Source organism: Thalassobacter sp. HA4-2 (assembly GCF_055693705.1).
The window spans coordinates 1468961-1493899 of record NZ_JBVFUK010000001.1 but is presented as its reverse complement, the minus strand read 5'-3'; the positions used below and the strand labels follow the sequence as shown (position 1 = coordinate 1493899).

Genomic DNA, 24939 nt, shown 5'->3' with positions numbered 1-24939 from the left:
GGCGCCTTTATTCGTTACCACTTCACCGCATCAGACCAAAGCCCGCACCTTTTCCAGCGTCACGGTCGAGACTGCAACCCCCGCCGACTGCGCCTTTGCCAATGACCCAGACCGTCCGTCCCCCGGCAAACGCGCACCGGGCTGCGCTCGGATCGCTGCGGTCAGGTCAGCCATGCGTGCCGCGAAGGCCCCGCCCGACGTGGCGTCCGGATCAATCGCGATAAAGAACTGACCCGTGGAGGGTGGACCGCCGACCGGGCCCGAAAACGGACTGGCGTCCTTGCCAAGGGTGGCCCCGGCCAGTGCGGCGGCGAAGGTCTCGACGATAAGGGACAGGCCCACGCCCTTGTAGCCCCCCGCCGGCGCCATGGAGCCTTTCAGGCCGACATTTGGATCAGTCGTCGGATTACCGTCCGCATCCAGCGCCCAACCGACAGGGATTGGCTTGCCCTCACGGGCGCGTTTCATCACCTCGGACTTGGCGATGGCACTGGCGGACTGGTCGATCAACAAAGACGCACCGCCCTGCCCATCCGGTGTGCCAAACGCAATTGGGTTGGTCCCCACAATAGGCGTCGCCCCGCCCGACGGCGCGATCGACGCGGGCGCATTCGTAAAGCACAGACCCACCAGCCCTTCGGCCGCGAGGGCGTGGGCATGCACCCCCAACACACCGCAGTTATAGGAATTGCGCACCGCCAGGGCCGCCACGCCTTGTTTGCGTGCGAGCGGCGCCAGATGGGCGAACCCTTCGGCGATGGCCGCATGGGCAAACCCGTTGGCCGCATCTGCCACTAAGGCAGCGGGGCGAGGCGCCGTGATCACCGGGGCCGCATCACCGATGACTTTGCCGCACCGCAGATGTTCGGCGTAGATCGGCACATAGGCCAGCCCGTGGCTGGCGACGCCCATCCCCTCGGTCACGGCGGTCGCCTGGGCTATGGGCCGCGCCTGTGCCTCTGTCGCACCAGCGGCTGTCAGGGCGTCGTAAGCCAGCGTCTCGATGGCCTGTAGGGTTAAGGTTTCAGTCGTCATTTCCGTCCTCTCCGGCCCCGGCACCTGCGCGCGAGGCTTGCGTTGCGGGCGCAAAGGTCTGCGCCGCCAGTTGTTTCAAGATCAGCCAGTTGCCGCGCCGCAAGCGCGCGCGTGTGCCCTGTGGAACCGGCCCTGCTTCCGTGCGCGCGCCCGGGATGACGGTGACCCGATCCGCCAGAGGTGTCTCTTTCACGCCATGCATTTCGATCAAATGACCCCCAGCAACGCAAAACTGACTGTCTCCCCACGTCACGGTATAGGACAAACCCTCTGCCGCGAACATGGGCACCGCCAACAGCGGGGCTGCAAGCGCGTCTATGTGCACTCCTTCGTCCGGCAGCCCGCCCGTATCGGAAAGGCCCGCCGCTGCCACAATCGGACACACAGTGCCCGGCGTGCGGTTGGCGGTCAGGTAGGTGGCCAAGACGTCGCCCGCGGGCAAATCGTATTTCGACAACCACACGACCCAAGCCGCGCCATCCTCTGCGTGGCCCCAATCGTACCCGGCCCCACGCAGGGCAAGTCGGGTGAGGGCCGACAGCTCGGACAGGGATGTCTCGATGGTGTCCGTCATCGGGGGGACGCTGCCCCACCGATTTCCCACGGGGCGATCCAGAAAGGCCACTGCGCCTCTGACCGCGCATCCAACCGGTCCGGCATCGGCGCACCCGAAAACAGCGCGACCCGCAGCCAGCGGTCAGATCGGGGGTCAAACCGCTGCGCCCCAAAGAACGCCAATTTCGCGCGCAGCATGTCTACGGGGCGCAACGCGGCGCTGACCGTGTTGCCGCGCAACTCTCCATAGGAATAGCGGGCGATGATCTGCACGCGACGGATCACGTGCCGCAGGTCCGACCGGGCCAGCGCGAGGGCGGCTACGGGTGTGCTGGGATCCCAGCCCCGCAGCACCTGCCACAGGCGTGCGACATCGCGCGCGGGGGCCAGAGGCAGGGCGTAGGGGTCCAGACCGGGCAAATCCGCGTGTTTGGCAAGGCGCGGTTCCATCTTCTCCTCGGAGGTGTACCACACCTGCGCATCATCCTCGGCGCTGTCCCAATCGTGGGCCAGGGTCCAGGCATAATGCGTTTCGATCATCTGGCGCAGGCCGCCCACGGTTTGCCGCCCATCCAGCGCGGGTTTGGACCCGGTGGGCACGTGCATGTCCTGGCCCAAGTCCGCGACCGCGTCCAATGTCAGTTCCGGCAAGGTTGAGGCGAGCCATTCCTGCGCCTCAGCCCCCAAAGCATCCACAGCCCAAAGCCACAGAGCGTCCAGCGGTTGAGCGCCCATTGGGCCCCGCGCCAATTGGTCTTGCAGGGTGGCCAGGTCCCGGATCAGCGCGGCGTCCCGGTCTGCTTGCACGGAATCGCTGCTGATCCATGCGCCGTATTTGGTTTGGGTAGCGGCGGCGAGGTCTTGCAACAGCGCCCAATCCACCGCGCTGACCCCCGTGGCCGCCCGCGCCCGGGCCAGCGCGGTTTCGCGGGCTTTGATCCAATTGTGGAACAGGATGGGGTGGTTGATCAGAAAGGGCGCCATGCCCAAGCCGGTGGAGTTTCCGATGCCAAGGCCGCGCGCCAAATCCGGGTCCAGCCGGACCGCCGCCTGCCCGCCCTTGGCGCGCGCCACGTGTTCGGCCAGCACGACGACGGCCCAGCGGATCAGGTAGACGGTCAACATCTCGACCTGAAACGGCGGCGCGCATTCTGCGCGGTCCTCGATCACCGCGCGATCGGCGGCTCCGAACTTGCCAGACCCATAGACCGCCGTGGTGCGCATGATATATCCGACCTTGCCGATTTCACTGGCGTCCGGTTGCTGTCCACGCGCCAATGCCTCGACCACATGGGACCAGAGCCTGGCCGAGCGGTTCGCGCGGCTCAGCGTCAGCTCTCGTTCGGACAGGCGGCCCGCCTCTTGCTTGGGCACATTGCGTTCCAAGCGGTCCAGATCGTCCGTTGTCGGTTCGCCGTCAAACAGGGTGAAGGTGGCGTCCCACGCCTCGGCGATGACGCGGTCGGACCGCATGTGATCGGGCAAATCGTGAAAGAACGCCACCAAGCTGTAAGCCCGTCGCCCGGTGTCCGCGCGCAGGACCGCCCGGCCCACGCCCGTGGGCGAGACGTCCCAGTGGGCGACACTGAACGCCCAGTCGTGGTCCACGGCCCGACGGGTCAATTGCCTCATGAACGATAAGGGCGAGGGCATATAGGCACCCATCCGGTCCAGTGTCAGCACGGTGTCGGGGTGGCGCAAAGGGACTTGGGGCGTGGGTTGGGTCTGCTCCATTGGGATGCCTCCAGTCTAAGGCGTTGTTGTGTGGGCGGGGCCGAAGTTGTCTGCAAAGAACCGATACCAGTTTCCGCCCATCAGGTCATCCACCTCGCCCACGTCAAACCCGACGGCGCGCAGCCCTTCGGCCAGTCCGGGAAAGTCGCGGTTATCCCGGAACCACGCAGGTTGTGGCGGAAACCCAGGGTTGCTGGCAGAGCCTTCGCCGTAGTCGATCCGTTTGGTCCAGCGGCCCACGCGCATCCATTCCACCACGCTGTCAGGCTGGTCTTGGCACAGGTCAGACCCGATCCCAAGGCACCGCGCCCCGTAGGTCTCTGCCAGCCGGGCGATCATCTCGCAAAACGACGGCAACGTGCAGTCCGTCCCGCCCTTCAGGTGATGGGGATAGAGCGACAAGCCCAACATGCCCCCGTGATCCCCCTTTGGTCCCAACACCGCATCCAGCACACTGGACGGTTTGTTGCGCCGGGCGGGGTGCCATTGGGACGGGTTGGCGTGGGTGATCGCAATGGGGCGCGCGGAATGTTCCGCCGCCTCGATGGTGGAGCGGTCGGCAGAATGGCTCATATCCACGACCATGCCGACCCGGTTCATTTCCGCGACGACCTCGCGGCCCATACGGGTCAGGCCGGTGTCGTCCTCCTCGTAGCAGCCCGTCGCAAGCAGGGACTGGTTGTTGTAGGTCAGTTGCATGAACCGCAGCCCCAAGGTGTGCAGGATTTCGATCAGGCCGATGTCATCCTCCATCGGACTTGGGTTTTGCGCGCCAAAGAAAATCGCCGTGCGCCCGGTGGCACGGGCGGCATCAATATCGGCGGCGGTGCGGCCCCTCATGATCAGATCGGGATGGGACTCGAACCAGCGGTTCCATTGTTCTATGTTGGCGACGGTTTCACGGAACATCTCGTGATACGCGATGGTCACATGCACAGCGTCCATGCCGCCCGCACGCATCTCGCGAAAGACCTTTTCCGACCAATTGCAATACTGCAAACCGTCTATGCGCATCGTATCCCTCCCAAGATGCAATCCGTTTAGGGGGTTTTGCGCAAATTGGGAGTCTTTTTGCGGCATATCCCATCCATCGGCGTCAAACGCCGCACTTGACCAAGGCAGGCCCCCATGATCCTGCTGCGTCCATGACCCAGACCACCCGCAACCCGATCCTGATTGCCGCCCTCTGGATGACCGGGGCGATTGTCAGCTTTACCTCCATGGCGATTGCCGGACGCGCTGTCAGTTTCGAGCTGGATACCTTTGAAATCATGACCTTTCGGTCGCTGGTCGGGGTCGTCCTCGTGGTTGTCGTGGCGCAAGCTATGGGCACCCTGCACACGGTCACGTGGCGGCGTATGGACCTGCACCTGATCCGCAACATCGGTCACTTTGCGGGCCAGAACCTGTGGTTTTACGCGATCACAGTGGTGCCCCTGATGCAGGTCTTCGCGCTAGAGTTCACCTCGCCCCTGTGGGTCGTGCTGCTGGCCCCGTTTGTGCTAAGCGAGCGTCTGACCCTAGACCGGCTGGCCGTCGTCGGCGTGGGCCTGCTGGGCGTGCTGATCGTCGCCCGCCCGTGGGAGGCCCCGCCAAGCTGGGGCCTGATCACCGCCGCCCTTGCCGCCCTTGGCTTCGCCATCTCGGCCCTTTTCACCCGCCGCCTGACGCGGACCGAAACCATCACCTGCATCCTGTTCTATCTGACCGTGATGCAGTTGGTGTTCGGCGTGATCTGTGCGGGGATGGATGGCGACATCGCCCTGCCCTCGGCAGCCACGCTGCCTTGGCTGATCCTGATCGCTTGCGCGGGCCTGCTGGCCCATCTGTGCCTGACCAACGCGCTGGCCATCGCGCCTGCGTCCGCTGTCATGCCCTTCGACTTTGCGCGTCTGCCAGTGATCACCATTGTCGGCATCTGGCTTTACGGCGAGGCGTTTGACACTTGGGCCCTGCTGGGCGGGGTCATCATTTTCGGCGCAGGCTACCTGAATGTGCTGACCGCCAGCCGCGCCCGTTGAGTGCGACAATTTTGCCATATCCACCGACACAATGCTCGTCTGCACCGTGTAACGCAGGGTCACGTTTGACCGAACGGCGAAGTTTCGCCTAACCGTTAGTCAAGCGCACATCGCGCATCCGCTTGGGAGAGCGGGAAAAGGGATGAGGACAGACTAATGAAAACTTTTGCAGCGGCGTTCGCCGCGACCACAGCACTGGTCGGTGCGGCACATTCAGCAGGACTGGATCGCTCCGGTCAAAACGTACTGGCCGTGTTTGACGCGCCGGGCACCATCGCATTCTCGGCCAATCGCGTTATGCCAAGCGTCACGGGCACAGACAGCACCGGCACCAGCTATGACATTGCGACAGATTACACGCAGTTGGGCGCAAACTATACCGGGGGCATCAACGACCGGCTGAGCTACACGATCATTTTTGACCAGCCCTTTGGCGGTGGTGTGAACTACGCGACCGATCCCGCCACCTCTGCCCTTGGTGGCACGAGTGCGGATTTCGGGGCAGACGCCATCAGCTTCCTCGGTCGCTATGAATTCAATGACCGCGTGTCGGTCTATGGTGGCCTGCGTATGCAACGTGCGGGCGGTGTCGTATCCTTGGGCGGTGTGGCCTATGGCAACGCCTTTGGGGCACAGGCCGCCGGGGCCGCCATTGGAACGGCATTGGGTGCGGGTCTGCAGGGGGCAAATGCCGCCGCACTCGCCGGTGCATTGATTGGCCAAGGCCTGACCGCAGACGCAGCTGGTGTCGCCGAAGCCGCAACCCTGATCGCCACGGGTCAAGGAGCGGCCATTGCAGGGGCATTGTTGGGCGCGGGCGATGCTGGCGTCAGCACCGCTATTGGCAATGTGGCCAGCACCATCAGCAACACAAGCGCGGCATTCACCGGGCCATTGAATGGCTATCGTGCTGACATTTCGAACAGCATCGGCTTTGGCTACACAATCGGCGCAGCCTACGAAATCCCTGACATCGCACTCCGCCTTGCCGTGACCTACCACTCCGAGATCACCCACGACGGCGATACCGTTGAAACAGGGATCCGCGCGGGCACAGGTGTCACCAGCTTTACCACGCCCCAATCGATCAACATCGACTTTCAGACAGGTGTGAACGAAAAGACCCTGCTGATTGCCGGCTTCCGCTGGTCGGAATGGGGCAACTTTGACGTGGTGCCGACAAACCTTGGGTCTGACCTTGCTGATCTGGATGATGGGTATTCATGGAACATCGGGATCGCGCGTCGGTTCAACGAGAACTTCGTGGGCCTGGCCTCGGTCAGCTATGAAAAAGACATGGGTTCCGCAACTGTGTCGCCCCTTGGTCCCAACGACGGGCGGCTGGGTCTGTCCCTGGGCGGGCGCTACACCTCCGGTGATTTGAACATCTCGGGCGGCATCAACTACACCGCCCTTGGCAATGCCAACGCCGGTGTGGGTGGCCGCGCCGCCGCAACATTTGAAGACAACCACGCGGTTGGCGTAGGGTTCAAACTCGACTGGACGTTCTAAGTCAGCCCCCTGTGAAACCCCGGTGTGTCCCACGGCCACCGGGGTTTTTCTTTGCGCAGGTTCCGGGTCGCGCGGCGCGCGTGGGCCTGCTAAGCCAGCGTCATGATACAACAAAAGATTATCTCCCCCCGCGCATGGTTCGAACTTATGGTGCTGTCGTGCATCTGGGGCGGATCCTTCCTGTCGATCCGCATCGCGCTGGATGAAATCCCCTTTGTGACCTCTGTGGCCTATCGCGTGGGGCTGGCGGCGGCCGCCCTGTGGGTGGTGGTCCTGTGGCGCGGGGCGTTTCGTGGCCTGCGGCCCGCCCATGTGGTCGCCTTCGCGGGGATGGGCCTGCTCAACAACGTGATCCCCTTCACCCTGATGGCATGGGGACAGTTGCATATCGAAACCGGTCTGACCTCGATCTTCAACGCATCCACAGCCATTTTCGGAGTGCTGGCAGCGGCGTTCTTTTTCACGGACGAGCGCCTGACCCCGCGCAAGGCCGTTGGGGTCGCCATGGGGTTCGCCGGGGTTGTCACCGCCATCGGTTGGGCCAACTTGACCAATCTTGACCTGCGCAGCCTTGCGCAACTGGCCGTCATTGCGGGCACGATGTCTTACGCGCTGGCGGGCGTCTGGGCGCGCAAGCGTCTGACCGGCCTGCCCCCGATCACGGCCGCCGCCGGAATGTTGACCGCGTCCACCGTAATCATGGTGCCAGCGGCCCTTGTGATCGACGGCCCGATCCTGCCCACCCAAACGGACACATGGGCCGCCATTGCCTACTACGCGCTGATCGCCACGGCGCTGGCCTATATGCTGTACTACCGGGTGCTGGCCATGGCTGGGTCTGGCAATCTGATGCTGTGCACCCTGATGATTGCCCCCGTGGCCATCACCTTGGGCGCCGTGGTGCGGGCAGAGACGTTGCCAGCCAATGCCTACGCCGGGTTCGCCCTCTTGGCCCTTGGGCTTGCAATCTTGGACGGCCGCATCTTGCGCGCACGCCCGCCCCGGCCTAGCAAGGGGACATGATCTACGACACGCCCGCCGACTTCACCGCCGCCACCAACAAGCGCATCCTGTTTTTCGGGATGTCAGGGCTTGGCAAAACGCATCTGTCCAACATCCTGCGCGGGGCGGACGATGGGTGGTTCCATTACTCCATCGACTACCGGATCGGCACCGCCTACATGGGCGAGCATATCGTGGACAACCTCAAACACGAGGCCATGAAGAACCCGTTTTTGCGCGACCTGTTCCGGTCAGACAGCATCTACATCGGGTCCAACATCACCTTTGACAATCTGGCCCCCCTGTCCACCTATCTGGGCAAACCCGGTGATCCCCGTAAGGGCGGGCTTACCTATGCCGAGTACTGCCGCCGGCAAGAGCTGCACCACAGGGCCGAGCGGAACGCCCTGATGGACACCCACCACTTCATCGAACGCGCGATCCACCTGTATGGCTACGACCACTTTGTCTGCGACACGGGCGGGTCCATCTGCGAGGTGGTCAACCCCGATGATCCCGATGATGCGATCCTCGCCCATCTGCACGCCCACACCTGCATGATCTGGATCGAAGGCACGCCGGATCACACGGACACCCTTGTGTCACGCTTTGCCGCAGCACCCAAGCCCATGTGCTATCGCCCTGAGTTCCTTGATGAGATGTGGCACGATTATCTTATACATAACAATACGGTAGAGGGCGAAGTTGATCCCAATGACTTCATCCGCTTTACCTATGCCCGCGCGATCGAGGCGCGGCAGTCCCGTTATGCCGCCATGGCCCGTAACTGGGGGCTTACGGTCCAAGCGGCCGATGTGGCCAACTGCCGGGACGTGGTCGATATCACGGACATGGTGGCGCGGGCCCTTGGCAACGCCGCAGCACACACTTAGGTAACGCACCCCATAATACGAGACTGCCATGCCCATCCGCCTGCCCTCTACCCTGCCTGCCTATGACACTCTCCGGTCCGAGGGTGTGATGGTTATGGGGCGCAGCCAAGGTGACAGGCAAGACATCCGCCCCCTGCGCATCGCTCTGCTGAATCTGATGCCCAAAAAGATACAGACGGAAACCCAGTTCGCTCGCCTGATCGGGGCGACGCCTTTGCAGATCGAGCTGACGCTGATCCGCATGACAGAACACCATTCCAAGAACACCTCTGCGGAACACATGGAGGCTTTCTACCAATCCTTCCAAGAGGTGAAGGATCAAAAGTTCGACGGGCTGATCATCACCGGCGCGCCCATCGAACACCTGCCCTTCACGGAGGTCACCTATTGGGACGAGCTGTGCGAGGTGATGGATTGGACCCAGACCAACATCCACAGCACCTTTGGCGTCTGTTGGGGCGGCATGGCGATGATCAACCACTTTCACGGGGTGCAAAAACACATGCTGTCCGCCAAGGCCTTTGGCTGCGCCCGGCACTCCAACCTTGCCCCCGCCTCGCCCTACCTGCGCGGGTTCTCGGACGAATTCGTGATCCCCGTCAGCCGTTGGACCGAGATGAAACGCGCCGAGATCGAGGGCGCGGGCCTGCCGGTCCTATTGCACTCTGACGACACGGGGCCCTGTCTGGTCGAGGATGCGGCCCACAGGGCGTTGTACATCTTCAACCATTTCGAGTACGACAGCGGCACCTTGAAGGAAGAGTATGACCGCGACGTGGCCGAAGGCACGCCCATCAACGTGCCCGCGAACTACTATCCGCAAGATGACCCGACGAAACAGCCCCTCAACCGGTGGCGCAGTCACGCGCACCTCCTATATGGCAATTGGTTAAATGAAATTTACCAGACAACGCCCTATGACGTGGAGAAGATCGGTCGCTAACCTGATCACATTCGGAGCCATCGGCCTCGCCCTCGCAGGGTGTGGCATCGCCGTGGACAGCCGCGCGGACCAGCGCGAGGCCCGGGCCGAGGCCGCACACCCGCCCGAGGGGCAGATCCTCGATGTGGGCGGTGTCCCCGTGCACGCGGTGGTGCGCGGAACCGGACCGGACGTGGTGCTGTTGCACGGGGCCTCGGGCAACGCCCGGGAGTGGACCTTTGGCTTCATGGACCGCCTAACCGACCGCTACCGCGTCATCGCCTTTGACCGCCCCGGACTGGGCTACACCGGGCGCACCGATCCCGCCTATGCCCGCGCCTTTGCCAGCACCGCCGAAAGCCCCGGTGAACAGGCGGCCCTGTTGTCCGCCGCCGCCGCACAGCTGGGCGCGAAGAACCCGATTGTCGTGGGCCATTCCTACGGCGGGGCGGTGGCGCTGGCCTGGGCGCTGGACCGCCCCCTTGCGGGCGTGGTCGTGTTGGGCGGGGTGTCGAACCCTTGGCCGGGCGGGCTGGGTCCGCTCTATGGCATCAACGCCAGCGCCTTGGGCGGCGTGACCGTGGTGCCCGCGATTTCGGCCCTTGCCCCGCCCAGTTACGTGGACAGTGTGGTGGCCAAGATCTTTGAACCCGACCCGGTTCCCCCCGGCTATCTGGCCCACGTGGGCAGCGACCTGACCCTGCGCCGCGACAGCCTGCGCGCCAATGCCCGGCAAGTGAACGGGCTGCGCCCGCACATCGTGGCCATGGCACGGCGCTATGGCACCATCACCGTGCCCACGGAAATCATCCACGGCACCGCCGACACCATCGTGCCGATCGACATCCACGCGCAGGTGTTGGTCACCCAGATCCCCGAGGCACGCCTGACCCGGCTGGACGGCATCGGGCACATGCCCCACCACGCCGCCCCGCAGGCGGCCGAGGCAGCCATCGACCGGGCCGCCGCCCGCGCGGCGTTGCGCTAGGCCCCTGCGCACCCCATAAAGGTCCAAAGCCCCGGAGGTCCCATGTCCAAGCCATTTGACGGTGCCATCAGCACGTTCTTCACCGACACCGCCCCCGAATGGGTGCGCCAAGCGGTGAACAGCGAGGCCAAGATCCTGGACCCGGACTACCCGCATGCCAAAAGGATGAAACGCTCCGAATACGAAGCGCAGCTGGCCGCCTTACAGATCGAGCTGGTCAAGGCACAGGCGTGGATCAAATCCGCAGGCGCCCGCGTTGCCGTGGTGTTCGAGGGACGCGATGCCGCTGGCAAGGGCGGCACGATCAAGCGCATCCGCGAAAACCTGAACCCCCGGGTGGCCCGCACGGTCGCATTGTCCAAGCCCACGGACCGCGAGGCGACCCAATGGTACTTCCAACGCTACATCGACCATCTGCCCGCAGGCGGCGAGATGGTCCTGTTTGACCGCAGCTGGTACAACCGCGCCGTGGTGGAACATGTGTTCGACTTTTGCACGCCCCCGCAGCGCGACCATTTCTTTGCGCAAGCGCCTGCCTTTGAAGATATGTTGGTGGACGAGGGGATCACGCTGGTCAAATTCTGGCTGAACGTGTCGCAACCCGAACAGCTGCGGCGGTTTCTGGCCCGGGAAAGCGATCCCCTGAAACAGTGGAAACTGTCCTGGATCGACGTCGAGGGGTTGAACCGCTGGGATGCCTACACCGCCGCCATTTCCGAGACGTTCCAGAAAACCCACACCCCCACCGCCCCCTGGACGGTGATCCGCAGTGACGACAAACGCCGCGCGCGCCTGAACGCGATCCGGTCCGTGCTGGTGCAGCTGCCCTATGACGGCAAGGATGTGCGCGCCCTTGGCGCCATCGACCGCAGCGTCTGTGGCGGCCCCGAAGTCTGGAGCCATGGGTAACCCGTGGCCAAGCGCGGATATCACCACGGCAACCTGCGCCAAGCGCTGGTGGACGCCGCCCTTCTGCTGATCGAGGAGAAGGGCCCCACGGGGTTCACCCTGTCCGAGGCGGCTAAGCGTGCCGGCGTCACCCCCGCCGCCGTCTACCGCCACTTTCAGGGGCGCGAGGATCTGATCGTGGAATGTGCCTTGCAAGGCCACATGATCTTTGGCGACGTGATGGAATACGCCTACACCCAAGGGGCCGACAGTGCGCTGAAACGGTTCGAGGCGACGGGCCGCGCTTATCTGGCCTTTGCCCGCCGCTATCCCGGACACTACATGGCGATGTTTGAATCCGGCGTGTCGCTGCATGCCTCGGCGGACTTGGCCAAGGCCGTGGGCCGGTCAAAATCCGTGCTGGAGAAAGCCGCCAGCGCGCTGTCCCAACACATCCCCGCCGACAAGCGTCCGCCTGCGGCCATGTTCTCGGCCCATATCTGGGCCATGAGTCACGGGGTGGTGGAACTGTTTGCCCGTGGCGAGCCGGGCGCAAACGCGCCCTTTCCCCCGAAGACCTGCTGGAGGCCGGGATCGGGATTTACCTGCGAGGCTTGGGCCTTGTGGACCCAGACATCTAGCGTCCTTCGTATTTGGCGGGGCGCTTTTCAAGGAAGGCCAGCACCCCTTCCTTGAAGTCGCGGGTCTTGCCACATTCCCCTTGCAGGCGCGCCTCGACGGACAATTGTTCTTGCAAGGTGTGGTCGTAGGCCCCCCGGATGGCTTGCTTGACCCGGGTGTAGGCCTGCGTTGGCCCCTTGGCGAGGAACTGCGCGCGTTCAACCCAATGGGTGGCGAAGTCCGCGTCCGGCACGGCCTCCCATATCATGCCCCAATCGCTGGCCTGCTGGGCGGTGATGGGTTCTGCAAATAGGGCGGCCCCCATGGCCTTGGCGGTGCCCATCTGGCGGGGCAGCCACCATGTGCCGCCCGCGTCCGGGATCAGGCCGATGCGGGTGAAGGCCTGTAGAAACACCGCTGATTCCGTGGCGATCACAACATCAGCGGCCAGCGCAAGGTTGGCCCCCGCCCCGGCGGCCGGGCCATTCACCGCAGAAACGGTGGGAATTTTACAGTCATAGATGGCCGTCAGCATCGGCTCATATTCTTCGCGCAGGGTCCGTTCGAGGTTCAGGTTCGACGCATTGCCCCGATCGCCTAGGTCCTGTCCCGAACAAAACGCCTTGCCGTGGCCGGTGATCACAAGCGCCCGGGCGCTGCCCTCGGCCTCGCGCACGGCGTGGGTGATCTCGGCGCGCATCTGTGTGTTCAGCGCGTTCATCACGTCCGGGCGGTTCAGTTTCAGGACACATACGTCTTGAGACGTATTCACCCGGATCGTTTCGTACTGCATGATAGACCTCCATCTTTGCATGAAGGTCTAAACCGATCCGTTCAGAGGGCCAAGGGAAACCCGGCGTCAGTCGTCGCCCAGCAACTCCGCAATGCGTTTTTTGTCAGCCGCCGACAAGTCGTCGCGGATCACGGCCACTTCGCGGCGGCGGGAGCGCACATAGATCAACGCCGTGCCCAGCCCGATCAGCAGCATGATGGGGCCCGCATACCACAGCAACAGGTTCGCCCCGTCCTTTTGCGGGTTCAGCAGGACATATTCGCCATAGCGGTCCACGACAAAGTCGATGACCTCGGCGTCTGTGTCCCCTGCCACAAGTCGCTCGCGCACTAGGACGCGCAGGTCCTTGGCAAGTTCGGCGTTTGATTCGTCGATGCTCTCGTTCCGGCAGACGAGGCAGCGCAGCCCCTTGGACAGTTCGCGCGCCCGTTCCTCTAGGATGGGATCGTCGAGGATTTCATCGGGCTGCACCGCCGCCGCAGGAAGGGCCACGGTCATGGTCAACGTCAGGGCCAGCATCAGGCTCAGGATCAGGCTCGGGGCACGGATCATTCTGCGGGCACCCCTGCTTTGGGCTGACGGGAGCGGCGGGCACCTGCGGCCACGCGGTAGCGGCGATCGGACAGGGACAACAGGCCCCCAAGCGCCATGATGATCGAGCCGCCCCAGATCCAGTTGGCGAACGGTTTGATGTAGACGCGCACGGCCCAGCCCCCGTTCAACTGCTCGTCCCCAATCACGGCATAGACGTCACGCCAGAAGCCGTTGTCGATGCCCGCCTCGGTGGTGGGCATGGCGGCCACGGGGTAGATGCGTTTCTCAGGGAACAAACGCCCGATATCCACACCGTCCTCGTAGACGTGCATCTGGGCCATTGTGGACAGATAGTTCGGCCCCTCGACCCGGCGCACATCCTCCAGCACGACTTCGTATTTGCCGACGGTCATCCCCTCGCCCACTTTCAGGACTTGAATGCCCTCTTGCTGCCACGCGGTGAGGCCCGCAACGCCAGCGATGGTCAGACCCAAACCGCCATGGGCCACGGCCTTGCCCCAATCCGCGCGGGGTAGACGGGTCAGGCGGCCCAGACGTTCGCCCACGGGGCCGCGCCCGGTGCGCAGGGCCAGATCGACCACGGCACCGCTGACCAGCCATGCGGCCAGCGCCATGCCAAGGGGGCCGCCCAAGGATTGCCCGGTCTGCACGGCCCACGCGAGACCACCGATGGCAAGCGCCAGGATCAATGCCCCGATCATCGGACGCATGGCCTTACCGACCTCCGCTCGCTTCCACGGCATGACCGCGCCCAGGGGCAGGATCGCCGCCAGCGCGATGACAAAGGGCGTGAAGGCCGCGTCAAAGAAGGGCGGGCCCACGGACAGTTTACGGTCAAACGCCATTTCCGCGACCAGCGGCCAGATCGTGCCCACGAAGACCACGAAACAGCTGACGGCCAGCAGGACGTTGTTGAACACCAGCGCGCTTTCGCGACTGACGGTGGAGAAGACGCCCTTGGCCTGCATGACACCGCCGCGCAGGGCGAACAGGAACAGACCGCCCCCGGTGAAGAACACGAGGATCGCAAGGATAAACACGCCCCGATCTGGGTCGTTGGCAAAGGCGTGCACCGACGTCAGCACGCCGGAGCGGACGATGAACGTGCCGATCAACGAAAAGCCGAAGGCGAGGATGGCCAGCAGGATCGTCCAGGCCTTCAACGCCTCGCGCTTTTCCACCACGATGGCAGAGTGCAGCAACGCCGCCGAAATCAGCCATGGCATGAACGACGCGTTCTCGACCGGATCCCAGAACCAGAACCCGCCCCAGCCCAGCTCGTAGTAGGCCCACCAGGACCCAAGCGCGATGCCGATGGTCAGGAACAGCCACGCGGCCAAGGTCCATGGGCGCACCCAACGGCCCCATGCGGCGTCCACGCGCCCTTCCAACAGGGCGGCGATGGCAAAGGAAAACGCCATGCTCAGACCCACATAGCCAAGGTATAGAAACGGCGGATGGAACGCCAAGCCGGGGTCCTGCAACAGCGGGTTCAGGTCCTCGCCGTTCATAGGCGGAACCTCCAGTCGCAGGAAGGGGTTGGAGGTGAACAGGATGAACAGCAGGAAGGCGACACTGATCGACCCCTGCACGGCCAGAACCCGCGCCTGCAAGGTGCGCGGCAGGTTCGACCCGAACCACGCCGCCGTAGCGCCAAACAGGGCAAGGATCAGCACCCAAAGCAGCAAGGACCCTTCGTGGTTGCCCCACACGCCCGATATTTTGTACAGCATCGGCTTATCCGTGTGGGAGTTCAGCACCACCAGACGCAGGGAAAAGTCAGAGGTCACAAAGGCATAGGTCAGCGCCACAAAGCTGAACGCCACCAACAAGAACTGCACCGTCGCCGCAGGTCCCCCCACGGCCATCCAATCGGCCCAGCGTTTGTGCGCCCCCACAAGGGGGACGACCGTTTGTACAAGTGCCATGGCAAGGGCTGCCACCAGCGCGAAGTGTCCGAGTTCTACTATCATGACGCTGAGTATAGGTCGCGCGCCGCCCTGCGCCAATGGTCCTAACCGCCCTGCACAGCGATGTGAGCGTTTTTGGCTGCGTCATCGCGCCACGCCTCTAGGGCGGGGTTGGGGTCTGCTCTATCACTATGATCGTTTTGCCACGCGGACATCCTGTGGGCGGGGGGATTGGGAACAGTAGGACTGCGGAAATAATGCAACTCCCGCGCGCCGAAATAGAAACTGACGATGGCCCCCAGCAACCACCACAGAGGCTCTGGCACCAGCGCCAGGCCGGTCATGCGGGCGCTGAAGCCTACCGGGTCCACCATGGCATAGATGAACAGGCCAAGCGTGCCCAAGGCCAGCATGGGCCGGGGCAAGCGGTTCAACCCGTTCACGAAGCGGTCGAACCAGCCGCGATCCATGCGAAACTCGGCCCCGTGTTGATCAAGGGCGGCGGCCTGCGCCTCGGCGCTCAACTCCATCCGGCGGGTGGCGTTGGGCACAAAAACCTCCGCCACTCCCTTGGCTGCGTTTCCCATGGTTTGCGCGGCATCTGCGCCGGTCAAAAGGCGGGACATAAAGCTCATGGCGATCTCCTCAGGTCCAATCGGCCACACGGGCGCGATGCTCGGCGGCGGTCAGGTGATAGCGGGGGGTGATGAATTCCTCGGCGCGCTTGATCCAGCCGCCTTTGCCCCCGTCGCGGCGGCGGGCAAACTTGCGCGAGGCGGGGCGACGGTCGCCGATACGGTAGTAATAGTTGCGCCGAGCGATCCCGTAGGCATCCACAAGCGATTGCGGCTGGTCCGCCGCCGCATGGGCCGCGCGCAGGGTCTGCGGACCGATCACCCCGTCCACGGCGATGTCAAACCCCATGTCCCGCAACAGCCGTTGCAGGATCTTCACCGCGTTTGAGCCTGCGTTGACATACATGTCAAAGACCGTGGCGTGCAGACACTCGGGCAGGTCCGCGATGCGCGGGCGGTCAAAGTAGTGCTCCACAAAGATATCCACAGCCTGCGCCCGGGGCAGTCGCTTGACGTCATCGGCCGTGACCCGCCCGTCCCCGTCCAGATCCAGCCCAAGGCGGCGCATGGTGTGGATCGTCACGCCCCAATTGGTGGCCCCGCCGGGGTCATCGGGGTCGTTCACATAGCCGCCTTCGCGGACCACGATATCTTGTGCGATTGAGTGTACGGACTGCATAGCGCCCTCCATGCCAGTGGATGTGAGGGCTTAGGGGTCTGCCAGAGCAGTTAATGCACGGTTAACGCTGCCTAGCTGTTCCCGTCAGGCTCTTGGTAGGTGCCGCTGGCCTTCAGGGCGTCGATCACCTCGGCGGGCATGTATTGCTCGTCGTGGCGGGCAAGGATTTCAGTGGCTTGGAAGACACCATTCACGTAACTGCCCGTGCCTACCATGCCCTCGTCCTCGCCGAACAGATCCGGCAGAACGCCCGTGTAGGCCACGGGGATCGAGGCGATGCTGTCCGTCACCGAAAAAGTGATCGTCGCCCCTTCGCCGCGCACAAGGCTGCCGACCTCGACCAGACCGCCGATTCTGAACACCTGATCGGGGGGCGGCGGGGCCTCGGCCACTTGGGTGGGGGACATGAAGAAGTTTATGCCGTCGCGGAAGGCATAGCCGATCAACGCCGCCGACCCCGCAAGGGCCACGATGGCGATCATGATCACCTGAATGCGACGTTGTTTTTTTAGACCGCGCATGGCGTTCCCCTCCTATATGCCTTCAAACCGCACGTCGCGGCGCAAGAATTGTGTGGCCCGGGCCGAGACGACCTTGGGGTCGCCCGTGGTCAACATCACCGGTGCCGCATCAGCGCCGACCATATCAGGCCTGCGTTGTAGATAGTCAGCAAGGCTTTCGGCGACAATGTCCGCCTGGCTGAAAACTTTGACACCGGGACCTAGGGCATCGGCAAAGATGTCGTGCAGGATCGGATAGTGGGTACAGCCGAGGATCGCCGCCGATGGGGTCGGCATCTTGCGCTTGAGCGCATCCACATGGGACCGGACAAGGGCCTCGGCCAGGATCATGTCGCCGTCCTCGATGGCGTCCACGACACCGCCGCAGGCCTGCGCCTCTACATCGACACCGATGGCGCGGAACGCCAACTCTCGCTGAAAGGCCCGACTGGCCACGGTGGCGGGGGTGGCAAACAAGGCCACCTGTTTCACATCCACCTCGCGCGGGGGAGTTGTCGCCCCACTGCCGTTCGGTCAGCGCCTCGATCAGGGGCACAAAGACCCCCAGCACCCGCTTGCCCGGGGGCACGCCGTCCTCCTGCATCCGGCGCAGAGCGGCGGCAGAGGCGGTGTTGCAGGCCAGAACCACCAGATTGCAGCCGTGATCCCACAACCGTTCCACGGCCTTGACGGTCAGTGCGTGCACATCATCGGCATCTCGCACGCCGTAGGGCGCGTGGGCGTGGTCGCCGAAATAGCTGAACTGCACGTCCGGCAGACGGCGGCTGACCGCGTCCCAGACCGTCAGGCCGCCCATCCCACTGTCGAAAATTCCGATGCTCATGCCTGTTTGCGCCTTTCGTCGAACTCGTACCCGTAGTCCAAAGACTGAACCGGGGGTTGCGCCAGACGGTAGGTTTCGGCGCGCAGAAAGTCCATCATCCCCTTGGGGTCGGATTTATGGGCCGACAGGGCGGCGGGCGCAATGGGCTGGCCGATAGACAGGCGCACGGGGTTGTCCACCCGGCGCTTGAATTCCTTGATCAGGAGCGCCACGCGCAGGGTCGGGTGCAGATGGCTGGCCACTTGGAACAAGCGCGAATTGGCCCCCTCGAAATAGATCGGCACCACGGTGGCGCCCGATTTGGCGATCATCTTGGCAGTAAAGCTGCGCCAGCCGGGGTCCATGGGCTGGCCGAGGGGCGTGGCCGCCGTGGAAACCGTGCCCCCCGGAAACACCCCGATCGCGCCCCCCTGCCCCAGATAGCGCAGGGCAGTTTGGCGGGTCTCCAGGTTCAGGCGCAGGGCCTCGCGGGTGTCGTCAAAGGAGACAGGCAGGACCACATCGTCCAACTCTCGCGCCTTGCGGAACACGGAATTGGCAAGGATTCGGAAATCGCCGCGCCGCGCGGACAGGATATGCCCCATCACCAGACCGTCCAGAATGCCGTAAGGGTGGTTGGCGATCACGATCAGGGGGCCGTCGCGGGGGATGCTGTCCAGACCACCCGCGACCACATCGAGGCTGAGGCCGTAGCGGTCAACCATCACCTGCCAGAAATCCGCCCCGCCCGAGACCTCCTGTTCATACCCTGCGGCGCGTTTGATCAGGCGCAGTCGGCCTGTGACGTTTTCCACCCCCGGATCAACACGCGGCCCCCGCGCGTGCGTGCGGAATGGGCATAGGAAATCTCTCGGGCGATTTGACGTTGGCGGCTCATGGCGATCCATCCTGCACTTTGCCCGTATTTACGCTGCGGCAAGGCCAGTGGATAGCCCGCACACGGTCGCTGCGACAATCGGTGTTTACACGCCGAAGGCCAGCAGGGCCGATGGATCCCACGCCACCCGCACCGGCGCGCCTCGCTCTAGCACCGCGCGCCCCGGACGGTTGGTCATGGAAACCGTAACCCCGTGGGCCGCCCCGTCCAGCACGATGTCATATGTCGTCATATCACCGTAATAGGCGACCTCGTGCACGGTGCCGCGCGCCTCATGGGGGGCGGTGGCGTCGCCGTACAGGATCGTCATGGTTTCGGGACGCATGCCGATGGATAGATTCGGTCCCGTGCCCTTGATCTGCGCGGGTGTCAGCGGCACATCCCCCAGCCCCGCTACGTGGGCCCCTTTGGCGCTGCGCGTGGCGGGCAGAAAGGACATCACACCGATGAATTCGGCCACTTTGCGCGAGGCAGGCCGGGTGTACAGATCCGCGGCGCTGGCCACTTGGGCAATCTCGCCCTCGAACATCACGGCGATGCGGTCTGACATGATCAAAGCCTCTTCCTGATCGTGGGTGACAAGGATGAAGGTGATGCCCACCTGCCGCTGCAACCGCCGCAACTCCCCCTGCATCTGTTCGCGCATCTTCTTGTCCAGTGCGGACAGCGGTTCGTCGAGCAGCAGGACCTTGGGCTTCAGGATCAACGCGCGCGCAAGGGCCACGCGCTGACGCTGCCCCCCGACAGGGCGTGGGCCGCGCGTTTGCCGTAGCCCGACAGGCCGACCATGCCCAAGGCCTCGTCCACCCGGGCGGCCTTGTCCGCCGCGCTCAACCCCGCCTTGCGCAGACCAAAGCCCACGTTCTGCGCCACGGTGAGGTGCGGAAAGATCGCGTAGGACTGGAACACCATGTTCGTGGGCCGCTTGTTCGCAGGCACCCCGGCCATGTTCTGCCCCGACAGCATGACCGTGCCCGAGGACACCTCCTCGAACCCCGCGATGGTGCGCAGCAGGGTCGTCTTGCCACAGCCAGACGGGCCCAACAGAGAAAAGAACTCCCCGGCCTCGATCTGGGCCGTGATCCCGCGCAGGGCGTGGTAGTCACCGTAGTGCTTGTGCACATCCTTTAGGGTAATCAGGCTCATAGGAACCCTCCGGTATCTTTGAGGCCCGCACGGCGCAGGCCACGGCGGCGGACCCATTCGGCCAGCACCAGCATCAGGATCGAGGCCACGACCAGCAATGTGCCCAGGGCCATGATCACGGGGATCAGTTTCGGAAAGCGGAGCAGCGACCAGATGTAGACCGGCAGGGTCGGATCCGACCCGGTCAGGAAAAACGCAATGATGAATTCATCAAGGCTGATGGTGAAGGCGATCAGAAGGCTGGCCACGATCCCCGGGGCCACCAGCGGCAGGGTGATCAGGCGAAAGGTCGAGGCGCGCGTCTCGCCCAGATCCACAGCCGCCTCCTCCAGACTTGGGTCGAGGTTCTGGAAACTGGCGTTCAGGATGGCGGCCGCAAAGGGCGTGCAAATCAGGGTGTGGGCCGCGATCACCGTCCACATGGACAGGCCAAGGCCAAAGATCTGCACCACCACGATCAACAAGGACACGGCCACGATGATTTCCGGCAACACCAGCGGCAACATGATCAGCCCGAGGGCCGCCGCCTTGCCCGGAAACCGGTATCGCACCGCCGCCCGCGCCGCCGCCAGCCCCAACACCGTGGACAGCACCGCCGTGACCGAGGCCACCCAAAGCGAGTTCAGCAGCGCCTTGTGCAGCGCGTCATTGCGCGTCAGCTCTGCGAACCACTGGGTTGTGAACCCATCCAGCGGAAAAGCGATTACCGTGCCCGAATTGAACGCAAACACTGGCAGCAACAGGATCGGCGCATAGAGGAACAGCAGAAAGGCATAGACATACAGGCGCAGGCTCATCGGTCGCCCCCGGTCAGCCGCCGACTGCCCCACACCAGCGCCAGCGCAATGCAGGTCACCAGCGCCATGGCACAGACCGCCAGCGCAGCACCCAGGGGGCGTTGTTCAGGCGCAGGAACTGCACCTGGATCATGTTGGCGATCATCTGCCCGTCCGGCCCGCCCACAAGGCGCGGGGTGACGTAGTCGCCCACGGTGGGGATGAACACGATCAGAGTCGCCGCCAGCACCCCCGGCATGGCCAAGGGTAGGGTCACACGGACAAAGGTGGTCACGGCGGTCTCGCCCAGATCCCGCGCGGCCTCGATCAGGCTGCGGTCGATCTTTTCCAGCGCCACAAAGATCGGCAGGATCGCAAAGGGCGCAAAGGCGTGGGACAGCGTGATAATCACGGCGTTGGAGTTGTACAGGATGAACCGCAAGGGTTCTTCAATGATCCCAAGACCTTGCAAAGAGGTGTTCAGCACCCCGTTGAAGCCCAGGATCACCTTCCACAAAAAGATGCGCAGCAGATAGCTGGTCCAGAACGGGATCGTGATCAGGAACAGCCACAGGGACTTGCGTTCGGGTGCCACGTGGAAGGACACGAAGTAAGCCACCGGAAAGGCCAGCACCACCGTGACCACCGTCACCGCCCCAGACACCCACAAGGACCGCAGCATCAACTCGCGGTAGATCGGCTCGCTCATCGCCTCGGCGTAGTTTTTCAGGGTGAAAGACCGGTCGATGGTCAGAAAGTCCTGGGTCCAGAAACTGAACACGAACACGGCAAACAAGGGCCCCGCCAGCAACAGCAGCGCATAGACCAAGGGTCCCGACATCAGGGCCAGCCCGCGTTTGGTGTCTATCTGCACGCACGTCCCCCCGGTTACGTCGCACCACTGTGACGCCAATCCCGCGCCGGATGCAAGACCGCTAAAGCGGCAGGCGGGTTTCCACCATCCGCGCGAACCAGCTGGCCCCCAAGGGCGCGATGGCATCGTTGAAATCGAACTCCGGGTGGTGCAGCCCGTGCCCCGGCCCCGCCCCCAGAAACACATAGGCCCCGGGGCGCTGTTCCAGCAGATAGCTGAAGTCCTCGGACCACATCTGGCGGGTGGCGTCCGTGCGGGCCCTGCCTGACACATCAAGCGCCGCTTTTGCTGCGTATTCAACGGCTTGCGGGTCATTCACCGTGGCCGGATAGTGGCGGGTGTAGACCACCTCGGCCCGCAGGCCAAAGGCCGCCGCCGTGCCGCCCACGATCTGGTGCAAATGCGCCTCGGCCCGGTCGCGCACGGCCCTGTCAAAGGTCCGCACGGTGCCCCCGATCCACGCTGTGTCGGGCACCACGTTTTCCGCGTGCCCCGCCCGCATCTGCGTGACCGAGACCACCAGATCGTGCACCGGATCTTCGCGGCGGCTGACCATGGTTTGCAGCGCCTGCCCCAAGGCCAGCGCGCCCGCCACCGGATCGACCGTGGTGTGCGGCAAGGCCGCGTGCCCGCCCTGCCCGTGCAGCGTCACGCCGAAAGTGTCCACGGCGGCGTTGATCGGCCCGGAAGTGGTTGAAAACACACCCTCTTCAAGGCCGGGCAGGTTGTGCAAGGCATAAACTTCGGCAATTTCGAACCGGTCCAGGATCCCTTCTTGAACCATGACACCGCCGCCGCCGCCGTCCTCCTCTGCTGGCTGAAAGATCAGCGCGACCCGGCCCGCGAAATTGCGCGTCTCGGCTAGATATTTCGCCGCCCCCAGCAACATCGTGCTGTGCCCGTCATGGCCGCAGGCGTGCATTTTTCCCGTATTTTCAGAGGCATAACCCACGCCCGTCGCCTCTGTGATCGGCAGGGCATCCATATCGGCGCGTAAGCCAATGGTGGGCCCCGGGGCGCGGCCCTCGATAATGGCGACGATGCCGGTTTTGGCGATCCCGGTGTGCACCGCGTCCACACCAAATTCCGCCAAACGGGCCGACACAAACGCCGCCGTGTCAAAGCAGTCAAACCCCAGTTCGGGGTGGCGGTGCAGCCAGTGACGCCATCCCGCCATCTCGTCCGAGAGGCCAGCGATACGGTTGAGAACAGGCATGGGTTGTCCTTTGGATCAAGGCAGGGTCAGATGCAGGCAAGCACATCAAGGGACCGCCCGCAATGACCTCAGACGCCTCTCCCGAAACCCACCCCGAAACCACCCCCGAAATCCCCCCGATAAAAGCACGGCCCTGTGCGTGACCCCCGGAGGCGGCCTGCCCCGCCTGTTGGAAATCATGCGCCGCCTGCGCGACCCCCAGACGGGCTGCCCCTGGGACATCGAACAGACCTTTGCCACCATCGCGCCCTACACGATCGAAGAGGCCTTTGAGGTGGCCGACGCGATCGAACGCGGCGCCTGGGACGAGCTGCGCGGGGAGCTGGGGGATCTGTTGTTGCAAGTGGTCTATCACGGCGAGATCGGGGCGGAGCGGGGCCTGTTCGATTTCCACACCGTGGCCGAGGAGGTCGCCCAAAAGATGGTGGACCGTCACCCCCATATCTTTGGCGACGAAAGTCGGGACAAATCCGCCGCCCAGCAGACCCGGGACTGGGAGGCGCAGAAGGCCCGGGAACGCGCCGCCAAGGGTGCAGGCGGCGTGCTGGATGACGTGGCCCTGGGCCTGCCCGCCCTGATGCGCGCGGTAAAGCTGCAAAAGCGCGCGGCCCGCGTAGGCTTTGACTGGCCCGACACCGGCGACGTGCTGGCCAAGATCCAAGAGGAAGCGGCAGAGCTGGTCGAGGCGCGCGCCACCCTGACCCCGGACGCCATCGAAGACGAGATGGGCGATCTGCTGTTCGTCATGGCCAACCTCGCCCGGCACATGGACGTGGACCCAGAGGTCGCCCTGCGCCGCGCTAACGCCAAGTTCACCCGCCGCTTTCGGTTCATCGAGGCCGCATTGGCCGCACAAGGCCGCACGCCCGGCGACAGCGATCTGGCGGAAATGGACGCCCTGTGGGACGCCGCCAAACGGGCAGAGCGGGACACCGGCGCATTGGGGTGACGCAACTGCGCGTAGACGCGGGGTGACACGCGCATTTGGGACCGATAGACCCGGCGTTGCCCCCAGTGCACAGTGGGACCGCAGACCAAGGAAAGGCGAAAGACCGACATGACAGCGCGCAAGATCATCATCGACACGGACCCCGGCCAGGACGATGCCGTGGCCATCCTGTTGGCCCTCGCCTCGCCAGAGCTGGAGGTCCTCGGAGTGACGGCGGTGGCCGGGAACGTGCCGCTGGACTTGACCGCCAAGAACGCCCGCATCGTGTGCGAATTGGCCGGGCGGGCGGATGTTCCGGTCTATGCGGGCTGTGACCGGCCCTTGCGCCACGCTTTGGTCACGGCGGAACATGTGCACGGCAAGACCGGGCTGGACGGCCCGCAAATGGCCGACCCGGTGATGCCCTTGCAGGATCAACACGGCGTGGATTTCATCATTGAAACCCTGCGGTCGCAGGCGTCGGGGACGGTGACGCTGTGCCCCCTTGGGCCGCTGACCAACATCGCCTCCGCCTTTGAGAAGGCCCCCGACATCGTGGGTCGGGTCCAGCAGATCGTGCTGATGGGTGGGGCCTATTTTCAGGTGGGCAACATCACCCCCGCCGCCGAGTTCAACATCTACGTCGACCCCGAGGCCGCCGAGATCGTGTTCCGCTCTGGCGTGGATCTGGTGGTGGCCCCCCTCGACGTCACCCACAAGGCCCTGACCACCGCCCCCCGGGTGCAGGCCTTCCGGGATCTGGGCACGCAGGTGGGGCGCATGGTGGCCGAATGGACGGACTTTTTCGAACGCTTCGACAAGGAAAAATACGGCAGCGCCGGTGCGCCCCTGCACGACCCTTGCGTGATCGCATACCTGTTGCAACCGCAGCTGTTTTCGGGCCGCCACATCAACGTGGAAATCGAGACGCAGAGCGATTTGACCCGGGGGATGACCGTGGCCGACTGGTGGCGGGTCACGGACCGCGCGCCCAACGCGCTGTTTCTGGGGGACGTGGATGCGGGCGGCTTCTTTGACCTGCTGACCGAGCGTCTGGCCCGGCTCTGACCCGTGGGGGCCAGCCCCCACACCCCC

The 24939-nt window shown here is 64.2% G+C and carries 21 protein-coding genes and 5 pseudogenes; 10 read left to right on the top strand and 16 right to left on the bottom strand.

The features are described 5' to 3' along the window. Nucleotides 1-30: 30 nt before the first annotated feature. The 4 genes from ACZ1G0_RS07590 to ACZ1G0_RS07575 are packed head-to-tail and all read right to left on the bottom strand — an operon-like array spanning nucleotide 31 to nucleotide 4338. A complete protein-coding gene (locus tag ACZ1G0_RS07590; protein WP_472736387.1) occupies nucleotides 31-1035 on the bottom strand; it encodes an Ldh family oxidoreductase in 1005 nt (334 codons plus the stop codon). After that, nucleotides 1025-1609: a DUF3726 domain-containing protein gene (locus ACZ1G0_RS07585; RefSeq protein WP_472736386.1), complete on the bottom strand. Its 585-nt coding sequence runs from the start codon at nucleotides 1607-1609 to the stop codon at nucleotides 1025-1027. Before ACZ1G0_RS07585 ends, ACZ1G0_RS07590 begins: the two co-directional genes overlap by 11 nt. Further along, a complete protein-coding gene (locus ACZ1G0_RS07580; protein WP_472736385.1) occupies nucleotides 1606-3324 on the bottom strand; it encodes a hypothetical protein in 1719 nt (572 codons plus the stop codon). Before ACZ1G0_RS07580 ends, ACZ1G0_RS07585 begins: the two co-directional genes overlap by 4 nt. A gap of 15 nt (nucleotides 3325-3339) precedes the next feature. Beyond that, nucleotides 3340-4338 carry a membrane dipeptidase gene (locus ACZ1G0_RS07575; protein WP_472736384.1) on the bottom strand — a complete coding sequence of 333 codons (999 nt, stop codon included), beginning with the start codon at nucleotides 4336-4338 and terminating at the stop codon, nucleotides 3340-3342. Between the two features lie 131 nt (nucleotides 4339-4469). Between ACZ1G0_RS07575 and ACZ1G0_RS07570 the strand changes: the two genes are divergently transcribed. From ACZ1G0_RS07570 to ACZ1G0_RS07535, 8 genes and pseudogenes are all read left to right on the top strand, one after another. Further along, complete coding sequence (locus ACZ1G0_RS07570) at nucleotides 4470-5345, top strand: DMT family transporter (protein WP_472736383.1); 876 nt, start codon at nucleotides 4470-4472, stop codon at nucleotides 5343-5345. A gap of 156 nt (nucleotides 5346-5501) precedes the next feature. Next, the gene (locus ACZ1G0_RS07565) at nucleotides 5502-6857 is read left to right on the top strand and encodes a hypothetical protein (RefSeq protein WP_472736382.1); all 1356 of its coding nucleotides are present in this window, start codon (nucleotides 5502-5504) and stop codon (nucleotides 6855-6857) included. 102 nt (nucleotides 6858-6959) lie between these two features. Beyond that, complete coding sequence (locus tag ACZ1G0_RS07560; protein ID WP_472736381.1) at nucleotides 6960-7880, top strand: DMT family transporter; 921 nt, start codon at nucleotides 6960-6962, stop codon at nucleotides 7878-7880. After that, on the top strand, nucleotides 7877-8752 hold the full coding sequence (locus tag ACZ1G0_RS07555) for an ATPase (RefSeq protein ID WP_472736380.1): 876 nt from the start codon (nucleotides 7877-7879) through the stop codon (nucleotides 8750-8752). The genes ACZ1G0_RS07560 and ACZ1G0_RS07555 overlap by 4 nt, the downstream gene beginning before the upstream one ends. Before the next feature lie 28 nt (nucleotides 8753-8780). Beyond that, a complete protein-coding gene (gene metA, locus ACZ1G0_RS07550; RefSeq protein ID WP_472736379.1) occupies nucleotides 8781-9695 on the top strand; it encodes a homoserine O-acetyltransferase MetA in 915 nt (304 codons plus the stop codon). Further along, a complete protein-coding gene (locus tag ACZ1G0_RS07545; RefSeq protein ID WP_472736378.1) occupies nucleotides 9670-10662 on the top strand; it encodes an alpha/beta fold hydrolase in 993 nt (330 codons plus the stop codon). The genes metA and ACZ1G0_RS07545 overlap by 26 nt, the downstream gene beginning before the upstream one ends. A 42-nt stretch (nucleotides 10663-10704) precedes the next feature. After that, nucleotides 10705-11571 carry a polyphosphate kinase 2 gene (gene ppk2 / locus ACZ1G0_RS07540; protein ID WP_472736377.1) on the top strand — a complete coding sequence of 289 codons (867 nt, stop codon included), beginning with the start codon at nucleotides 10705-10707 and terminating at the stop codon, nucleotides 11569-11571. A 3-nt stretch (nucleotides 11572-11574) separates the two neighbouring features. Further along, nucleotides 11575-12191: pseudogene (locus ACZ1G0_RS07535) on the top strand (TetR/AcrR family transcriptional regulator). Here the strand turns inward: ACZ1G0_RS07535 and ACZ1G0_RS07530 are convergent. The 12 genes and pseudogenes from ACZ1G0_RS07530 to ACZ1G0_RS07475 form a co-directional block, all read right to left on the bottom strand. Next, nucleotides 12188-12964 carry an enoyl-CoA hydratase-related protein gene (locus tag ACZ1G0_RS07530; protein ID WP_472736376.1) on the bottom strand — a complete coding sequence of 259 codons (777 nt, stop codon included), beginning with the start codon at nucleotides 12962-12964 and terminating at the stop codon, nucleotides 12188-12190. The pseudogene ACZ1G0_RS07535 and the gene ACZ1G0_RS07530 sit on opposite strands and share 4 nt — an antisense overlap. Nucleotides 12965-13030: 66 nt before the next feature. Further along, on the bottom strand, nucleotides 13031-13516 hold the full coding sequence (locus ACZ1G0_RS07525) for a cytochrome c-type biogenesis protein (protein WP_472736375.1): 486 nt from the start codon (nucleotides 13514-13516) through the stop codon (nucleotides 13031-13033). Beyond that, entirely contained in the window at nucleotides 13513-15492 is a 1980-nt protein-coding gene (locus ACZ1G0_RS07520) for a heme lyase CcmF/NrfE family subunit (protein ID WP_472736374.1), read from the bottom strand. Before ACZ1G0_RS07520 ends, ACZ1G0_RS07525 begins: the two co-directional genes overlap by 4 nt. Before the next feature lie 41 nt (nucleotides 15493-15533). Beyond that, nucleotides 15534-16064, bottom strand: a complete 531-nt coding sequence (locus tag ACZ1G0_RS07515) for a holin family protein (RefSeq protein ID WP_472736373.1) — start codon at nucleotides 16062-16064, stop codon at nucleotides 15534-15536. A 10-nt stretch (nucleotides 16065-16074) separates the two neighbouring features. Continuing rightward, nucleotides 16075-16683: a holin-associated N-acetylmuramidase gene (locus ACZ1G0_RS07510; protein ID WP_472736372.1), complete on the bottom strand. Its 609-nt coding sequence runs from the start codon at nucleotides 16681-16683 to the stop codon at nucleotides 16075-16077. Between the two features lie 71 nt (nucleotides 16684-16754). Beyond that, a complete protein-coding gene (gene ccmE / locus ACZ1G0_RS07505; protein WP_472736371.1) occupies nucleotides 16755-17204 on the bottom strand; it encodes a cytochrome c maturation protein CcmE in 450 nt (149 codons plus the stop codon). A gap of 12 nt (nucleotides 17205-17216) precedes the next feature. Next, nucleotides 17217-18027: pseudogene (locus ACZ1G0_RS07500) on the bottom strand (glutamate racemase). After that, a pseudogene (locus ACZ1G0_RS07495) lies at nucleotides 18024-18904 on the bottom strand (lysophospholipid acyltransferase family protein). The pseudogenes ACZ1G0_RS07500 and ACZ1G0_RS07495 overlap by 4 nt, the downstream one beginning before the upstream one ends. An 85-nt stretch (nucleotides 18905-18989) precedes the next feature. Then, nucleotides 18990-20050, bottom strand: a pseudogene (locus tag ACZ1G0_RS07490) (ABC transporter ATP-binding protein). Beyond that, entirely contained in the window at nucleotides 20047-20847 is an 801-nt protein-coding gene (locus tag ACZ1G0_RS07485; RefSeq protein WP_472736370.1) for an ABC transporter permease, read from the bottom strand. Before ACZ1G0_RS07485 ends, ACZ1G0_RS07490 begins: the two are co-directional and overlap by 4 nt. Continuing rightward, nucleotides 20844-21667 (bottom strand): annotated as a pseudogene (locus ACZ1G0_RS07480) (ABC transporter permease). Before ACZ1G0_RS07480 ends, ACZ1G0_RS07485 begins: the two are co-directional and overlap by 4 nt. A gap of 94 nt (nucleotides 21668-21761) precedes the next feature. Beyond that, nucleotides 21762-22916: a M20 aminoacylase family protein gene (locus ACZ1G0_RS07475; RefSeq protein WP_472736369.1), complete on the bottom strand. Its 1155-nt coding sequence runs from the start codon at nucleotides 22914-22916 to the stop codon at nucleotides 21762-21764. Nucleotides 22917-23055: 139 nt separating this feature from the next. Between ACZ1G0_RS07475 and mazG the strand changes: the two genes are divergently transcribed. Next, a complete protein-coding gene (mazG, locus tag ACZ1G0_RS07470) occupies nucleotides 23056-23865 on the top strand; it encodes a nucleoside triphosphate pyrophosphohydrolase (RefSeq protein ID WP_472736368.1) in 810 nt (269 codons plus the stop codon). A 108-nt stretch (nucleotides 23866-23973) separates the two neighbouring features. After that, nucleotides 23974-24912: a nucleoside hydrolase gene (locus ACZ1G0_RS07465; protein WP_472736367.1), complete on the top strand. Its 939-nt coding sequence runs from the start codon at nucleotides 23974-23976 to the stop codon at nucleotides 24910-24912. Nucleotides 24913-24939: the final 27 nt, after the last annotated feature.

Bases quoted from the DNA above. Each gene is read 5' to 3' on its own strand.
- ACZ1G0_RS07590 (WP_472736387.1), bottom strand. From the start codon at position 1,035: ATGACGACTGAAACCTTAACCCTACAGGCCATCGAGACGCTGGCTTAC.
- ACZ1G0_RS07585 (WP_472736386.1), bottom strand. From the start codon at position 1,609: ATGACGGACACCATCGAGACATCCCTGTCCGAGCTGTCGGCCCTCACC.
- ACZ1G0_RS07580 (WP_472736385.1), bottom strand. From the start codon at position 3,324: ATGGAGCAGACCCAACCCACGCCCCAAGTCCCTTTGCGCCACCCCGAC.
- ACZ1G0_RS07575 (WP_472736384.1), bottom strand. From the start codon at position 4,338: ATGCGCATAGACGGTTTGCAGTATTGCAATTGGTCGGAAAAGGTCTTT.
- ACZ1G0_RS07570 (WP_472736383.1), top strand. From the start codon at position 4,470: ATGACCCAGACCACCCGCAACCCGATCCTGATTGCCGCCCTCTGGATG.
- ACZ1G0_RS07565 (WP_472736382.1), top strand. From the start codon at position 5,502: ATGAAAACTTTTGCAGCGGCGTTCGCCGCGACCACAGCACTGGTCGGT.
- ACZ1G0_RS07560 (WP_472736381.1), top strand. From the start codon at position 6,960: ATGATACAACAAAAGATTATCTCCCCCCGCGCATGGTTCGAACTTATG.
- ACZ1G0_RS07555 (WP_472736380.1), top strand. From the start codon at position 7,877: ATGATCTACGACACGCCCGCCGACTTCACCGCCGCCACCAACAAGCGC.
- metA (WP_472736379.1), top strand. From the start codon at position 8,781: ATGCCCATCCGCCTGCCCTCTACCCTGCCTGCCTATGACACTCTCCGG.
- ACZ1G0_RS07545 (WP_472736378.1), top strand. From the start codon at position 9,670: ATGACGTGGAGAAGATCGGTCGCTAACCTGATCACATTCGGAGCCATC.
- ppk2 (WP_472736377.1), top strand. From the start codon at position 10,705: ATGTCCAAGCCATTTGACGGTGCCATCAGCACGTTCTTCACCGACACC.
- ACZ1G0_RS07530 (WP_472736376.1), bottom strand. From the start codon at position 12,964: ATGCAGTACGAAACGATCCGGGTGAATACGTCTCAAGACGTATGTGTC.
- ACZ1G0_RS07525 (WP_472736375.1), bottom strand. From the start codon at position 13,516: ATGATCCGTGCCCCGAGCCTGATCCTGAGCCTGATGCTGGCCCTGACG.
- ACZ1G0_RS07520 (WP_472736374.1), bottom strand. From the start codon at position 15,492: ATGATAGTAGAACTCGGACACTTCGCGCTGGTGGCAGCCCTTGCCATG.
- ACZ1G0_RS07515 (WP_472736373.1), bottom strand. From the start codon at position 16,064: ATGAGCTTTATGTCCCGCCTTTTGACCGGCGCAGATGCCGCGCAAACC.
- ACZ1G0_RS07510 (WP_472736372.1), bottom strand. From the start codon at position 16,683: ATGCAGTCCGTACACTCAATCGCACAAGATATCGTGGTCCGCGAAGGC.
- ccmE (WP_472736371.1), bottom strand. From the start codon at position 17,204: ATGCGCGGTCTAAAAAAACAACGTCGCATTCAGGTGATCATGATCGCC.
- ACZ1G0_RS07485 (WP_472736370.1), bottom strand. From the start codon at position 20,847: ATGAGCCTGCGCCTGTATGTCTATGCCTTTCTGCTGTTCCTCTATGCG.
- ACZ1G0_RS07475 (WP_472736369.1), bottom strand. From the start codon at position 22,916: ATGCCTGTTCTCAACCGTATCGCTGGCCTCTCGGACGAGATGGCGGGA.
- ACZ1G0_RS07465 (WP_472736367.1), top strand. From the start codon at position 23,974: ATGACAGCGCGCAAGATCATCATCGACACGGACCCCGGCCAGGACGAT.